Origin of the sequence: uncultured Flavobacterium sp. (genome assembly GCF_963922255.1) — a bacterium.
Classification (GTDB): domain Bacteria; phylum Bacteroidota; class Bacteroidia; order Flavobacteriales; family Flavobacteriaceae; genus Flavobacterium.
Genome location: NZ_CAWUIC010000018.1, coordinates 35,829 through 50,783 on the forward strand (window position 1 = coordinate 35,829; position 14,955 = coordinate 50,783).

At 28.6% G+C, this 14,955-nt stretch carries 11 protein-coding genes; 7 read left to right on the forward strand and 4 right to left on the reverse strand.

Annotated elements, in window-relative coordinates:
• The first annotated feature begins 17 nt into the window (after positions 1 to 17).
• From AABJ49_RS12895 to AABJ49_RS12905, 3 genes are read left to right on the forward strand one after another with little or no spacing between them, the layout of a single operon-like run.
• Positions 18 to 212 (forward strand): hypothetical protein, encoded by a 195-nt coding sequence (locus AABJ49_RS12895; protein WP_338378697.1) that lies wholly within the window; start codon positions 18 to 20, stop codon positions 210 to 212.
• Complete coding sequence (locus tag AABJ49_RS12900; RefSeq protein WP_338378698.1) at positions 205 to 2,904, forward strand: ATP-binding protein; 2,700 nt, start codon at positions 205 to 207, stop codon at positions 2,902 to 2,904. Before AABJ49_RS12895 ends, AABJ49_RS12900 begins: the two co-directional genes overlap by 8 nt.
• A gap of 2 nt (positions 2,905 to 2,906) precedes the next feature.
• Entirely contained in the window at positions 2,907 to 3,269 is a 363-nt protein-coding gene (locus AABJ49_RS12905) for a response regulator (RefSeq protein ID WP_338378699.1), read from the forward strand.
• A 1-nt stretch (position 3,270) separates the two neighbouring features.
• On the opposite strand, the gene AABJ49_RS12910 is transcribed toward AABJ49_RS12905, so the two are convergent.
• Positions 3,271 to 4,950 (reverse strand): DUF885 domain-containing protein, encoded by a 1,680-nt coding sequence (locus tag AABJ49_RS12910; protein ID WP_338378700.1) that lies wholly within the window; start codon positions 4,948 to 4,950, stop codon positions 3,271 to 3,273.
• Between the two features lie 146 nt (positions 4,951 to 5,096).
• On the opposite strand from AABJ49_RS12910, the gene AABJ49_RS12915 reads away from it, so the two are divergent.
• The 3 genes from AABJ49_RS12915 (at position 5,097) to AABJ49_RS12925 (ending at position 9,691) form a co-directional block, all read left to right on the forward strand.
• Complete coding sequence (locus AABJ49_RS12915; RefSeq protein ID WP_338378701.1) at positions 5,097 to 6,992, forward strand: acetate--CoA ligase; 1,896 nt, start codon at positions 5,097 to 5,099, stop codon at positions 6,990 to 6,992.
• Positions 6,993 to 7,132: 140 nt separating this feature from the next.
• Positions 7,133 to 9,040, forward strand: coding sequence for an acetate--CoA ligase (gene acs, locus AABJ49_RS12920; RefSeq protein WP_338378702.1), 1,908 nt, complete (start codon positions 7,133 to 7,135; stop codon positions 9,038 to 9,040).
• Between the two features lie 423 nt (positions 9,041 to 9,463).
• A complete protein-coding gene (locus tag AABJ49_RS12925) occupies positions 9,464 to 9,691 on the forward strand; it encodes a hypothetical protein (RefSeq protein ID WP_338378703.1) in 228 nt (75 codons plus the stop codon).
• Between the two features lie 69 nt (positions 9,692 to 9,760).
• Here AABJ49_RS12925 and AABJ49_RS12930 read toward each other — a convergent pair whose 3' ends face one another.
• Positions 9,761 to 11,575, reverse strand: a complete 1,815-nt coding sequence (locus AABJ49_RS12930; RefSeq protein WP_338378704.1) for a sodium:proton antiporter — start codon at positions 11,573 to 11,575, stop codon at positions 9,761 to 9,763.
• Between the two features lie 187 nt (positions 11,576 to 11,762).
• Between AABJ49_RS12930 and AABJ49_RS12935 the strand changes: the two genes are divergently transcribed.
• Positions 11,763 to 12,311 (forward strand): FAD-dependent oxidoreductase, encoded by a 549-nt coding sequence (locus tag AABJ49_RS12935; protein WP_338378705.1) that lies wholly within the window; start codon positions 11,763 to 11,765, stop codon positions 12,309 to 12,311.
• On the opposite strand, the gene AABJ49_RS12940 is transcribed toward AABJ49_RS12935, so the two are convergent.
• Both AABJ49_RS12940 and AABJ49_RS12945 read right to left on the reverse strand, forming a co-directional pair.
• Positions 12,308 to 12,913, reverse strand: a complete 606-nt coding sequence (locus AABJ49_RS12940) for a 3'-5' exonuclease (RefSeq protein WP_338378706.1) — start codon at positions 12,911 to 12,913, stop codon at positions 12,308 to 12,310. The genes AABJ49_RS12935 and AABJ49_RS12940 overlap by 4 nt on opposite strands.
• Before the next feature lies 1 nt (position 12,914).
• Positions 12,915 to 14,834: a DUF294 nucleotidyltransferase-like domain-containing protein gene (locus AABJ49_RS12945; RefSeq protein ID WP_338378707.1), complete on the reverse strand. Its 1,920-nt coding sequence runs from the start codon at positions 14,832 to 14,834 to the stop codon at positions 12,915 to 12,917.
• Between the last annotated feature and the right edge of the window lie 121 nt (positions 14,835 to 14,955).

Sequence of the window (14,955 nt, forward strand, 5' to 3'; positions counted from 1 at the left end):
ATGTATCTATTTGCTAAATGAAAAAAAGACATCAACAAAAATTAATTGTTTTAAGTATTGGATTATTAATTGCCTTTAATATTCCGATTGTTTTATTGTTTGATACTTCGACACCATTATTTGGGTTTCCTATCATTTATATTTACATATTTTCTATTTGGATATTGTCCATATTAGTTTCATTGTTAGTAGTAAATCGTTATTATGAATAGTATTCTTCTAATAATTATACTGTTAGTATATTTGGGGTTCTTATTTTATATAGCCCATTGGGCCGAAAAGAGAGGGAATATTAAATGGACTAATAATTCTTATATTTATTCTTTATCGTTGGCTGTTTATTGTACAGCTTGGACATATTATGGTAGTATAGGTGTTGCAGCTAAATCAGGTTTAAGCTTTCTATCCATTTACATTGGACCAATAATAGTTATTCCGGCATGGATTATAATACTTAGAAAAATAATTAAAATTTCTAAAGTCAATAAAATTGCTAGTATTGCTGATTTTATTTCATTAAGATATGGAAACAGTAGATTACTTGGAGCTATAGTTACTTTGGTTTGTGTTTTTGGAATTCTGCCTTATATAGCACTTCAACTAAAAGCTATTTCAGAAACTTTTCATGTTGTAACAAAAACAAGTTCTAGCTCCCTAATTTTTAATGACACAACAACTTATGTAGCCATAGCTTTAGCCTTATTTGCTTCATACTATGGAACGAAATATGTTGATGCTTCCGAAAAACGGAAAGGAATAGTTACTGCTGTTGCTATGGAGAGTATCTTAAAATTAGTTTTCTTTGTAATGATTGGGGTCTATGTAACTTTTTTTGTTTTTGATGGATTTGATGATATTTATAAACAAGCTTCACTATCAAAAAATTTTAATGCCAAGAACAGCATAGGAGGCTTAACTCAAGGTATCAATTGGTTCTTTTTATGTATGGTTTCTTTATTTGCTATTTTCTTATTGCCTAGACAATTCCATATGTCAGTTGTAGAAAATAATAGAGAAAAACACATTAAAACAGCCATTTGGTTGTTTCCTTTATATTTGTTGATTTTCAATTTATTTGTATATCCAATTGCTTGGGGTGGAAATGTACTTTTTGAAGGAACAGCTGTTAATGCAGACACATACTCTTTATTGATTCCTCAGTTATTTAACAATGAATGGATGACTGTTTTGGTTTTTTTAGGAGGATTTTCGGCAGCCATTTCAATGATTGTTGTTTCTAGTATTAGTTTAGCTACTATGCTTAGTAATAACTTATTAATTCCATATACTTTTTTAGGAAAATTAAATACAGAAGAACAAGTTATTAATAATAAAAAGATTGTAAATATTAGAAAAATAGGGATTTTTTCATTGATAATTACCGCTTATTTTATTTACAGATTCTTTGCCTTAGATTACAGCTTAGTTTCCATAGGTTTAATTGCATTTGTAGTCATTGCTCAATTAGCACCAGCCTTTTTTGGCGCTATTTTTTGGAGAAGAGGTTCTAGATTAGGTGCTATTTGGTCCATATTAATAGGGTTTTCAATATGTTTATACACCTTACTTGTTCCTTTTGCCATCGGAATTACAAGTTCATCAAGTACGTTTGTTAATGAAGGTTTATTTCAAATAGAATTATTAAAACCCTTTCAATTGTTTGGTTTGGATTATTTAGAACCCGTTCCTCATGCTTTATTTTGGAGTTTGCTTATTAATACGTTTTTATATTTTGCTATTTCTGTGAGTTTTAAAGGAAATTACAGAGAAAGAAATTATGCTGAAATGTATGTGGATATTGAAAAATATAGCAACAACCATGAAAATGCATTTGTATGGAAAGGAACAGCTTACACAAGTGATATAAAAAAAGTGCTTATTCGATTTTTAGGAGAAGATCGAACTAAAAGAGCTATGAATATTTTTAATTCTAAATATAATGTTGATTCAGATCAAGAATTAGCTGATGCTAGATTAGTCAAATTTGCAGAAAATTTATTGACAGGTCATATCGGAACTGCTTCGGCTCGAATTTTAATCTCAAGTGTTGTAAAAGAAGAAAAGGTAACTTTACCTGAAGTTTTAAAAATTCTTGAAGAATCGAAAGAAAATATCATCATCAATAAAAAGTTGACCGAAACTTCTAATGAATTGAAAAAGATATCATCCCAACTCAAAAAGGCCAATGAAAACTTAGTCATCAAAGACAAACAAAAAGATGAATTTTTGGATACTGTAACTCATGAATTAAGAACTCCAATTACAGCTATTCGTGCAGCTAGTGAGATTTTACACGATGATGATGAAATTCCGGATGAACTTAAAAAGCAATTTTTGCAGAATATTATTTCAGAATCCGATAGATTAAACCGTTTGATTGATAAAATTCTAGATTTAGAGAAATTTGAAACCGGAAAACAAACGATTCATCCCACAAATAACAATTTAAAACAAACTATAAAAAAATCGATTGAACCTTTGCAACAGTTGATTAAGAACAAATCAATTTGTGTAGAAATTACAAGTAATGATAAGGTTTTTTGTTATTATGATGAAGATAGAATAGTGCAGGTAATTACTAATTTATTATCAAATGCAATTAAATTCTGTCCAGAAACGGATGGAAAAATCACAATTCAATGTAAAATTGAAAATAATTGTGTAAAAACCTCCGTTATAGATAATGGAAAAGGAATTGATACAGATGATTTTGAGGCTATTTTCGATAAATTTTATCAATCCACCAATCAAAATATAAAAAAACCAGTTGGAAGTGGATTAGGTTTGGCCATTTGTAAACAAATTATAGAACATCACAACGGAACTATTTGGGTAGATAATTGTATGAATGGTACAAATATTTCATTTACTTTGCCAATAGAATCAACAAAAGAACAAGATTAAAAATGAAAAAGATACTACTAGTTGACGATGAGCCAAACATCATAATGGCCTTAGAATATACTTTCAAGAAAAATAATTTTGAAGTATTTATAGCACGTGACGGACAAGAAGCATTGGATATTTTAAAATCAAATTTCCCTGATGTTATTATTTTGGATGTTATGATGCCAATGGTTGATGGTTATGCTACTTTAGAACATATTAAAAAAGATAAAAACCTTTCACATACAAAAGTTATTTTTCTATCAGCAAAAAATAAAACTTCTGATATCGAAAAAGGCTTATCACTTGGTGCAGATGCTTATTTAACCAAACCTTTCTCTGTAAAGAATGTTGTGGAAAAGGTTTTTGAGTTGGTTGAATAGCTTATTTAGGATATTTATCAACCCAATTTTTGATTTTTGTTTCTAATACTTCTAAAGGCATTTGTCCAGAACTTAATATTTCATGGTGAAATTCTTTGATACTAAATTTATCTTTCAAATGTTCTATAGAATATGATTTTAATTCTTTAATTTTTAATTCGCCCATCTTATAAGACAAAGCTAAACCTGGAATTGCAATATATTTTTTTATTTCTGTTTCAATTTCTGATTTATTTTTTATTTCATATTGAAGTGAATAATTAACGGCTTCATCAAAAGTCCAATTTTTAGTATGAATTCCTGTGTCTATAACTAAACGAAGAGCTCTGTGCATATCATTTTCTAGTTTGCCAAAATACTGTAAATCATCTGTATATAAACCTAAATTAGTACCTAAACTTTCAGCATAAAAAGCCCAACCTTCACCATAAAATTCATACCATAAGTTTTTTCTAAATTCAGGAATAGTATTATTTTCTTGAATTAATGAAATTTGATAATGATGTCCTGGAATAGCTTCATGTAAAAAAACAGATTCGTTATAAATAGAAGTAAAATTGGTGTAATCTTTTATAGGAAAATAAAAAATACCTGAAATAGATTTTTTAAAATTTCCATCTATATATTCTGGATTTGCAGTTTGTTCTCTATAAGCTTCTGTTCTTTTTATTTCAAGTTTAGATTTAGGAACTTCATTAAAACAACTGAAAATATTCTTATTTATTGTTTCATTAATTAGATTGATTTCATCAAGAATACTTTCAGAATTTTCATATTTTTTTGATTTGATAGTATTTAAATAAATCAAAAATTCATTAAAATTTCCTTTAAATTTCATTTTATTCTTTAATTCAATCATTTCTTTTTTAATTCTAGCTATTTCATTTAATCCAATTTTATGAATTTCGTTTGAAGTTAAATCAGTAGAAGTATATTTCTTAATTAAAAATTCATACCAAGCATTTCCATCTGGTAAATTAGTTATTCCAACTTTTAATTGTGCTTTTGGTAAATATTCATACACTAAAAAGTCATACATTTTCTTCTGCTTATTGAAAACATCATTAGCAATAAAAGTATTAATTTTTTCAGAAATATCATTTTTAAAGCTTAAGGAAATATCATCTGAAAAATAGGTTAAAGGAAGATAAAATTCATTTTTTTCTATGTTATTAAAATCTTTAATGTCAAATTGTAGAATCATTTCTTCAACAATTATTTTAGGTAAAACAATATTATTCTGAATACCTAATTTAAAGTTTTCAATAGACTTTTCTATCCAATCATAATATTTGGATAACAACTTTAGATAATTTGAATATTCTCTTTCACTTCTAAAATTATTTGGATTTTGAACATAAATTTTAATGTTCTTTTGATAATTTCGATGTTGATTAAAAGGAATATAATTTGAAGAAAATGCTAAAGACTTTTTTCCTAGGTCAATTTCCCATTTTATTATTGAGTAATTTATTTTTTCTTCATCAATGGTTAAATTTTTATATTCAATATCATTTAATAATTTTTCATACTTGATATAATAATCCAAAGTAGTAATTTGATTTATTTCTTTAGAATATAAGTCAACTAACGTTTTTAATTTTTCAGAATCATTAGAATAAGTAATATTTATATAACTGCTGATAATATTTATTACTATAAGAATTACAATTTTTTTCATCACAAAATTTTATTGAATATCAAAATTACTTATTTTAAAATATATAATTGTATATATCTATTTAGCAATATTTTTCCAAATTGCATTCTGATTTTTTTTATATTTACTATATACAATTAACACAACCATAAAGTAATATAAAAGTAATGACTTACAATGAAATTTATTCCCAAAGCATTGATTCACCGGAACAATTTTGGGATGAACAAGCCAAAGAATTAAACTGGTATAAACATCCAACAACAATTTTATCAAAAGACGAAAATGATTACCCACTTTGGTTTAAAGATGGAGAATTAAATATATGCTATTTAGCTATAGATAAACATATTAAAGATGGTTTTGGAGATCAAATTGCTATGATATTTGATTCACCAGTAACTCAAAATGTAAAAAGATATACATACAACGAAGTCAAAACAGAAGTTGCCAAATTAGCTGGTGGTTTATTATCATTAGGATTAAAAGCAGGTCATACAGCCATAATCTATATGCCAATGATTCCACAAGCTGCTTTTGCTATGCTAGCTTGTGCTCGAATTGGAGTAACGCATTCCGTAGTTTTTGGGGGATTTGCTCCACATGAATTAGCTATTCGAATTGACGATTGCAAACCAAAGGTAATCATAACTGCTTCATCTGGAATAGAAGTTGACAGAGTAATTGCCTACAAACCAATGGTTGATGAAGCCATAGAATTAGCCGAACATAAACCTAAAAAAGTAGTAGTTTTCAATCGAAAATTAGGAGCAAGGGTTCCGTTTAAAAAATATGATGTTGATTATGATGCATTAGTTTATGGTTCTGAAGAAGCAGATTGTGTGGTCTTAAATGCAACACATCCGTTATATGTTTTATATACTTCAGGAACAACAGGGAAGCCAAAAGGAATTGTTAGAGATACAGGAGGTTATGCTACTTCACTTAAATTTTCAATGCAAAAAATATATGGTGTAAAAGAAGGTGAAATATTTTGGGCTGCCTCAGATGTTGGTTGGGTTGTTGGACATAGTTTTATCGTTTATGGCCCATTATTAAATAGAAATACAACCATCATTTTTGAAGGAAAACCCATAAAAACTCCAGATGCTTCCACATTTTGGAGAGTTATCGCTGAACATAAAGTTAATGTAATGTTCACCGCTCCAACAGCGATTAGAGCTATCAAAAAAGAAGATCCAAACGGTGAATTTATAAAACAATATGATTTAAGTAGTTTGAGAACGCAATTTTTGGCTGGTGAACGTTGTGATGTTGCCACTTTAGAATGGTACCAAAAACATATTCCAATTCCGGCTATAGATCATTGGTGGCAAACAGAATCAGGTTGGCCTATGATTGCTAATATGATGGGTGTTGAATATTTACCCATAAAACCAGGTTCGGCAGGAAAAGCAGTTTCAGGATATGATATCAGAATTTTTGATGAAAAAGGAAATCAATTGGGACCAAATGAAGAAGGATATGTAGTTATAAAATTACCTTTGCCACCTGGAACATTATTAGATTTATGGCAAGATAATGAACGATTTAGAGCAGGTTATTTAAATAAATTTCCAGGTTATTATTTTTCTGGAGATGGTGGTTTTATAGATGATGACAATTATATTTTCATAACGGGTAGAGTTGATGATGTAATAAACGTAGCTGGACACCGACTTTCAACAGCAGAAATGGAAGAAATTGTTGCTTCACATCATTCTGTTGCAGAATGTGCTGTTATCGGAATAAATGATGAATTAAAAGGTCAAATTCCTTTAGGATTAGTAGTTACAAAATCTGGTGAAGAGATTGAGCATTTTCAATTAGAACATGAAGTAGTACAATTAGTTAGAGAAAAAATTGGTGCTGTAGCAAGTTTGAGAAATGTTATCATTGTTCAAAGATTACCAAAAACCCGTTCTGGGAAAATATTACGAAAATTATTAAGAAGCATAGTTGATGGTGAAAAATTTCAAATTCCTTCAACAATTGATGATGAAGCTATTATTGATGAAGTTAAAGAACAGTTTCAAAAATATAAAAAAGGGTCATTCAAATGATAAATCTATATTAAATTAGCAATAAAAAATGTATCAAAACAAACAGATTTTATATATTTACAATTCTGAATTTAGAAGTAAGAAATTTGAATTTAGAATTTTAAAACTAATCACTATTTACTAATCACTAATCACTACAAATGAGTTACTATAAAATTAAAGATTTAGAAAATTATTTTAAAATGTATAGGAAATCTGTCCGAGAACCTAGAAAATTCTGGGATAAGATTGCTGATGAAGAGTTTACTTGGTATCAACGTTGGGATAAAACCTTTGAATTTGATATGCAAGAAGCTAATTTTAAATGGTTTGTAAATGGAAAATTGAATATAGTTAAAAACTGTATTGATAGGCATTTAAATAAAAGAGGTGATAAAACAGCTATCATTTTTGAGCCTAATGATCCAAATGAAGAAGCACAACATATAACTTATAATGAATTGTATGTAAGAGTTGCAAAAATGGCTAATGTTTTACAAGAACAAGGTATTCAAAAAGGGGATAGGGTTTGTATTTACTTACCAATGATTCCAGATTTAGCAGTAGCAACTTTGGCTTGTGCTAGAATTGGAGCTATTCATTCTGTGGTTTTTGCTGGTTTTTCTGCTTCAGCTGTTGCAGCCCGTATTAATGATAGTGAATGTAAAATGGTTATAACTTCTGATGGAGGATTTCGAGGAAATAAGACTATTGATTTAAAAGGAATTGTTGATGAAGCTTTAAAAAATTGCCCTTCAATTGAAACGGTTTTAGTGGCTAAAAGAACCAATACAGAAATTTCAATGAAAGAAGGACGTGACCAATGGTTACAACCTTTATTAGATGCTGCTATGTCTACACATGTAGCTGAAATTATGGATTCAGAAGATCCTTTATTTATACTTTATACATCAGGTTCTACAGGAAAACCAAAAGGAATGGTGCATACAACCGGTGGATATATGGTAAATTCAGCATATACTTTTAAAAATGTATTCAATTACGAAGAAAATGACGTCTATTGGTGTACAGCTGATATTGGTTGGATAACAGGACATTCTTATATATTATATGGGCCACTTTTAAATGGAGCAACAACGGTTATTTTTGAAGGAGTTCCTTCCTATCCAGATTTTAGTCGTTTTTGGGAAGTTATTGAAAAACATAAAGTGAATCAGTTTTATACGGCTCCAACAGCCATTCGTGCTTTAGCTAAAGAAAGTATTGATTTTGTACAACGTTTTCCATTAAGTTCTTTAAAAGTAATTGGTTCAGTGGGTGAACCTATTAATGAAGAAGCTTGGCATTGGTACAACGATCACGTAGGAGGAAAACGTTGCCCATTAGTAGATACTTGGTGGCAAACAGAAACGGGTGCCATTATGATTTCTCCTTTACCATTTGTTACGCCAACTAAACCAACTTATGCTTCACTGCCTTTGCCAGGAATTCAACCTGTTTTAATGGACGAATTACGAAACGAAATTGAAGGTAATCAAGTTACTGGAGCTTTATGTATAAAATTCCCTTGGCCATCAATGGCTAGAACTATTTGGAATGATCATCAACGTTATAAAGATACTTATTTTACAGCTTTTCCTGGTAAATATTTTACTGGTGATGGTGCTTTGCGCGATGAAGTAGGATATTATAGAATTACAGGTAGAGTAGATGATGTTATAATTGTATCGGGGCATAATTTAGGAACAGCTCCAATCGAAGATGCTATCAATGAACATCCAGCAGTAGCTGAAAGTGCGATTGTAGGATTCCCACACGATATCAAAGGCAATGCTTTGTATGGTTATGTAATTTTAAAACAATCTGGAGAAAGTCGTAACCAAGACAATTTAAGAAAAGAAATTAATCAAATGATTTCAGACCAAATTGGTCCAATAGCCAAATTGGATAAAATTCAGTTCGTGTCTGGTTTGCCAAAAACACGTTCAGGAAAAATTATGCGTAGAATATTACGTAAAATAGCAGAAGGTGATTATTCTAATTTTGGAGATATATCAACATTACTTAATCCAGAAGTAGTGGATGAAATTAAAGAAGGGAAACTGTAATTTTTTATCATTACATTGTTTATGAGGTTTTTTGTAATTTTAAGTACATTCTTTTTATGTTCTTGCTCTACTATTTCAGAAGGTTTAAGTAATTCTGATAATAAAAAAGCTAGAAAAGAATATAAGAATTATTTAAGATTAATTGAATAGCCTAGCTATCCTATTAATATTGATTCAATAAATTATCCAGTTGAAAAGCTGTACAAGTTAACAAAAGTAAGATCAAATTACACAGAACAATTTGTATCTTTTCCAAGTCCAAATAGAGAGAATATAAACGATTGGAAAAAGTGGTATAAAATCAACAAAAATAATATCTATTTTGATTCAAAACATAATATTATCAAAGTCAATAAAAATGTAAAATATATTTATAAAGATCCAAAAAAATTATTTTTTAAATATTATAATTTAATTAAAAGAATGGATGACAAAAAACATTATTATGTAGAAGATTTTGATTATGCAAATGATAAATTAACAAAGTTAACTAATATTTCTATAGATGATGATAAGGTTTATTCAGAAGAATATGAATCATTTGTATATCAAAAAATTACATTTAAAAAATGGATGAATTGGTTTGAATTAAATAAAGAAAAATTAGTTTGGGATGTTGATAAACAACAAATGGATTTAAAAAAAGATTAATTTACTGAAAGGTTTATTTCAGAATGTGTAGAAGAAATTAAAGAAGGGAAGCTGTAAGCTTCCTTTTTTTTACAACATACTCGACAAAACAAATGTAGCCACAATCCATAAAATAATAGACAATACTCCTCCAACAATAAAGAAATGCTTGAATTTATAAATATTCAGACCGTATACAATTGTATTGGTTTGATAACCCATTGGTGTAAAGAAACTAAAATTAGCGGCAAATAAAACAGCTAAAATAAAGGGTTTCACTGGTAAATCCATTCCTTGTGCTAAAGCAATAGCAATGGGTGTTATGATAATTGCAGTTGCATTGTTAGATATAAATCCGCTAATCAACATTGTGGTTAAAAATAGAATTCCAATAATAAAATAGGGTTGTTGATTTAAGCATAAATCCAATAAATGTTTTGTCAAATATTTATCCGCTCCACTGTTTGCCATTGCTATTCCAATTGGAATCATTCCGGCTAATAAAAAGATAATTTCCCAATTAACCTTCTTGTAAATATCTCCTAAACGAATGCAATTAAAAACTAAAAGTAAAGCACAACCAACCAAAGCACTACTTAAGATAGGAAGTATACTTGTTGATGCTAATCCTATCACTACAAGTAAAATTAAAAAAGTAATATTTCGCTTTGTTTTTGAACTTTTTAACGTAAAATCATAATCTTTATTCACAGTCATATATTCTGAAGAACTGAATTCAAAATACCTCTTTTCTGGGATTTCTACCAATAGTTGATCTCCTAAATTTATAGTCAAATCATCAATATTTTTTTGCATGATTCTTTCATAAAAGTTTGGTAATTTGGTTCTGTTTCTAAAGCCTAGAGGTTTTGCACCATTTATCATATAACTTTTAATATCTGAAAACCTTTTATTAATCAAAGGTGAACCTGGTAAAACTACTAAGTCAATTATTTTGGTATAATTCAATTCATTTTCCTCTGAATTTTCTTCTTCGTTTTCTTTTTCTTCATCTTCAAGTGTATAATTCACAAGATAATTATCTGAATTCTTTAAATTAAAAATAGATTTGGCATCACCACTAATCACAAACACATCATTTGCTTTAATTTTAATATATTTTCCCGGAAGTTTAGTGGTTTTATAACCTCTTATTAGTTTTAATATTTTAATCTTATCCTTCTTAAAAAGATAAGTTTCTTCCAATGTTTTATCAATCAACTCTGAATCTTCTTTAATTTGAACTGTGGTCAAATATCGATTATTTATGTCTAAAACATCAAATTCTTCATTGTTTCCAGTTGGTAATAAAAAAGATAATAAAGTCACAACAACGATTCCTATTACTAAAAAGAGCAAACCATATTTACTAAACTCAAAAAAAGTAAAACCCTCAATTCCATGTTTTTTAACTACTGAATTTATAATAAGATTTGTTGAAGTTCCCATTAGAGTACAGCTTCCTCCTAAAATTCCAGCAAATGAAATAGGTAAGAGTAATTTTCCTTTCTGAATTTTATATTTTCTAGAAAGATCTGTGATGATTTTTATAAAAACAATAACAACAGCAGTAGTACTAATAAAACTAGAAACTGTTCCTGTAATAAACATAAATAACGGAATAATTAATAGCAAAGGAAGTATTTTCAACTTCTGTAGACCACTAGATAACCATGAAATAACTCCATTATCTTCTAATCCAATGGCTAAAATCATCAAACAGAGTATGGAAATTGTTGCTGGACTTGAAAAACCACTGATTGCTTCTTCAGGTTTTAAAAGTCCAAAAACCAACAAACTTACCATAATAAAAAAGGCAATTTTGTCAATTGGAAATACTTCAAAAGCAAATAAAATTACTGATAGAAGAAGTACACTAAAAACAATGATTATTTCAGGAGTCATATCTCAGCTATATTTCAATAAAATTATCTAGAATTAAAGCAGAAAACTTATTGAATTATAAAAAGTATTTATATAATTCCCACATGTTGATTTTTATTTGCCAATAAGTAATTAAGTTTGATGTGTAACAATAGTTAATTTTAATATTAGGAGTTATTTTCTCTGAAAGAAGTAGTACATTAGATAAATGAAAACAAAAGATGAAATTTCGATAATTGGTGGTGGTTTAGCAGGTCTAATAGCTGCTATTGATTTATCAAAACGAAATTTCAACGTGTTGCTTTTTGAAAAAAATGACTATCCAAAACATAAAGTCTGTGGCGAATTTATTTCAAACGAAGTTTTACCTTATTTGAAATATTTAGATTTAGCTATTGAATCATTAAACCCTACAAAAATCAATATAAACCAATTATCCACTCATTCAGGAAAAACCATAGAATCTGACTTACCATTGGGTGGATTTGGTATTAGTCGTTTTGCTTTGGATAATTACTTATATAATACGTTTTTAGAACTAGGAGGAAAGGTTGTAAAAGAAGTAGTAACTAAAGTTGGTTTTTTTACCGATGATTTTACAGTTTTTACACAAAATAATGACATATATACTTCAAAAATAGTTTTAGGTGCTTTCGGAAAACGTTCTAATTTAGATATGCAAGGTTTAGGAAAAGAAGATACAAGTCAATTTTGGACAAAAGATTGTGAATTTTGGTTGAAAATGAATAAATATTAAATCTCCAACTTTTTTTTCAATTTCAAAAAGAGTAGTGCAGTTATAAATGCATCACCAGAAGCTGTATGTCTATCACTTTTTCGGATTTTATAAATGTCACATAATTCATCTAAACTTCTGTGTTCTTCAAAAGGTAAATGCTTCAATTTTTGATACATAGCATCCGTATCCATATAATCATTTTTGATTTTACCTAAATCAAGCTTACTCAAGGCTTCATTAATTAATTCGATATCAAAATTCACGTGATGTCCGACCAAAGTAGCATCTTTAATGTATTCTAGAAAGCGAATTATGGCTTCAACTTCTACAATTTTATCTTCATTTCCATTTCGCATGATTCCGTGAATAGGAACAGATTCACGTTTAAACAATTCTTGAATTACAAAAACTTCAAAGTAATCATTCACTTGAATCATATTGTCAACAATTGCAACAGCTCCAATGGATAAAATTCTATCTTTTTTATAATCTAAACCCGTTGATTCACAATCAAAAACTACATAGCGATTGCTTCGTTCTTTATCTTCAAAATTAGATAAATACGTTTCCCAAAATTTGGGTTTGTCTTTTGTTATTTTCTTAAACCAATTCCAATTCATACTAAGTAAAATAAGTTAATTGAAATCGCGTTTTTATTAATTCCTGAATTCCTTCAATTGGACTAAAACAGTTTTTAAGCTTTACTTTATCTAATTTTGATAACTCTTTTAAATTCAGATATCTACCAGAATTTTCATTTAACAAACCTTCTTCCGTTCTAAAGGTTAATAAAGTTAGAAATGCATCTGCACAAGCTTCATGTAAGTCTTGATTTTGAGGTTCTAATTCAGCTAATTTTTTAAACCTTAAATAGGTATTATTTACATTTCTGGTTTCTTTACTAAGAGCCAATAATCTTGCTGCATCAATTAAAGGCATTAAGGCTCTAGCTTTTATATCGAATGAATCTTTGTTTTCTCCATCGTTTTCTACAATAAATTGCTTGAAGAATCCTAATGGTGGCGGACTTTTTATAGCATCAGCACCTAAATAAGCAAAGAAAATTTCGTTTTTATGTGTATTGTCAAATATGTTTTGAGTAATTTTATCTACAAATGCTTCATCACCATAAACTAAATCAAAGTCAAAAAAGATGGAACACATTAAAATTCCGTTATCACCAGGAGCATTAATCCATAAATTGAATTGTTTTTTCCAATCAGTTAATGACTTGCACCATTGAGGATTGCTTGCCATCATATTTGCTGGACAAAATTCATAACCTACCTTATTTAAAGTTTTGGTCACACGTTCGGCTAATTGAAGAAAATAAGACTTTACATTATCATATTCTTTATCAGGAACATCTTCAAAAATTATAAAATTATCTTGATCGGTCATCAATAATTGTTCTTTTCGACCTTGACTTCCCATAGCCATCCAAGAAAAACGGGTTGGAGGAGGAGTTCCTATTTTTTCGATAGCCAATTCAATGGCTCTTTTAGAAATAGCTGTATTAATTTCACCAGCAATAGAACATAAATGATTGATTGGTATGTTTTTATCTAAAGATTGTTGGATTAATTCTGTTAGTTTTTCTCGAATAATTCTTAAATCCGTAGAATTTGAAGCTCTTTTACATTGTTTTATTAAAACACCAGGATTATTTGCTTGAGCTACCACAATATCATGTTCGGAAATAATTCCTTTGATTTCAGAATGAATAGTTCCATCAATTGTAACACATAAATGACCTACATTATACTTTAGCATCATAATTTGAGCTTCAGCAATGGAAAGGTTTTCTGCAACAGTAATAACAGGAGTTGACATTATTTGTTTTGCATCAACATCAATAGGAAATAAGCCTGTAGCGATTTTTGAACGTAAATCTTTATCCGTAATAATTCCGATAGGTAAGTTACTTTTTTCAACAATAATGCTCCCAATTTTATGATCTACCATTTTTTTAGCAATATCTTTTATTAGATGATTTGCTTTAGAAGTAATTGGATTTTTTGTATACTTTATAGGTTGATAGTATTGAATTTCAGCTGTTTGTTCATTATAAATAACATTTTCAGAAATTAATTTTCCTTTATTTTCTTTACTGTGTGGATTTCGTGTGTTAGAAGCAAAACTTTCTAATAAAAAGTTTAAAACCGCTTGATTTTGAGAAATATAAGGTCTAAATATTTCAATTGGAATAGCGTAAAGAATAGTTTCTTCACGAGCTTTTGCCGTCATTAAATAATTATCTTTTGCAAAAAAAGGTCTTAAACCAATAATATCACCATCATCACATTTGTCAATTAAGACATCATCTGAATCTGAAGTTATGTTTAAACCAATTTCACCAGAATTTACAACATAGAAATTCTCATGCGTTTTATCGTTTATTTGAAATAAAATTTGATTTTTTTCGAAATATAAAACTTTTACTTGAGTAGCAATTCTATAAATATCATCTGAACCTAAATAAGTAAAAGGTTCATAATGTTTTAAAAAATCTGCTATACGTTGTGCGATAGAGTTGTTCATGTGTATGAGTATTACATACGAAATTACAATTCTTTTAACTAGAATCAAAGAGGTATTGAAACATTCTATTTTACTTATATTCACTGCGTTTTGTTCATATTTTTACTATAGTATTGAAATA

Bases quoted from the DNA above. Each gene is read 5' to 3' on its own strand.
- AABJ49_RS12930 (WP_338378704.1), bottom strand. From the start codon at position 11,575: ATGACTCCTGAAATAATCATTGTTTTTAGTGTACTTCTTCTATCAGTA.
- AABJ49_RS12940 (WP_338378706.1), bottom strand. From the start codon at position 12,913: ATGAATTGGAATTGGTTTAAGAAAATAACAAAAGACAAACCCAAATTT.
- AABJ49_RS12945 (WP_338378707.1), bottom strand. From the start codon at position 14,834: ATGAACAACTCTATCGCACAACGTATAGCAGATTTTTTAAAACATTAT.
- AABJ49_RS12910 (WP_338378700.1), bottom strand. From the start codon at position 4,950: ATGAAAAAAATTGTAATTCTTATAGTAATAAATATTATCAGCAGTTAT.
- AABJ49_RS12900 (WP_338378698.1), top strand. From the start codon at position 205: ATGAATAGTATTCTTCTAATAATTATACTGTTAGTATATTTGGGGTTC.
- AABJ49_RS12905 (WP_338378699.1), top strand. From the start codon at position 2,907: ATGAAAAAGATACTACTAGTTGACGATGAGCCAAACATCATAATGGCC.
- acs (WP_338378702.1), top strand. From the start codon at position 7,133: ATGAGTTACTATAAAATTAAAGATTTAGAAAATTATTTTAAAATGTAT.
- AABJ49_RS12925 (WP_338378703.1), top strand. From the start codon at position 9,464: ATGGATGACAAAAAACATTATTATGTAGAAGATTTTGATTATGCAAAT.
- AABJ49_RS12935 (WP_338378705.1), top strand. From the start codon at position 11,763: ATGAAAACAAAAGATGAAATTTCGATAATTGGTGGTGGTTTAGCAGGT.
- AABJ49_RS12915 (WP_338378701.1), top strand. From the start codon at position 5,097: ATGACTTACAATGAAATTTATTCCCAAAGCATTGATTCACCGGAACAA.
- AABJ49_RS12895 (WP_338378697.1), top strand. From the start codon at position 18: ATGAAAAAAAGACATCAACAAAAATTAATTGTTTTAAGTATTGGATTA.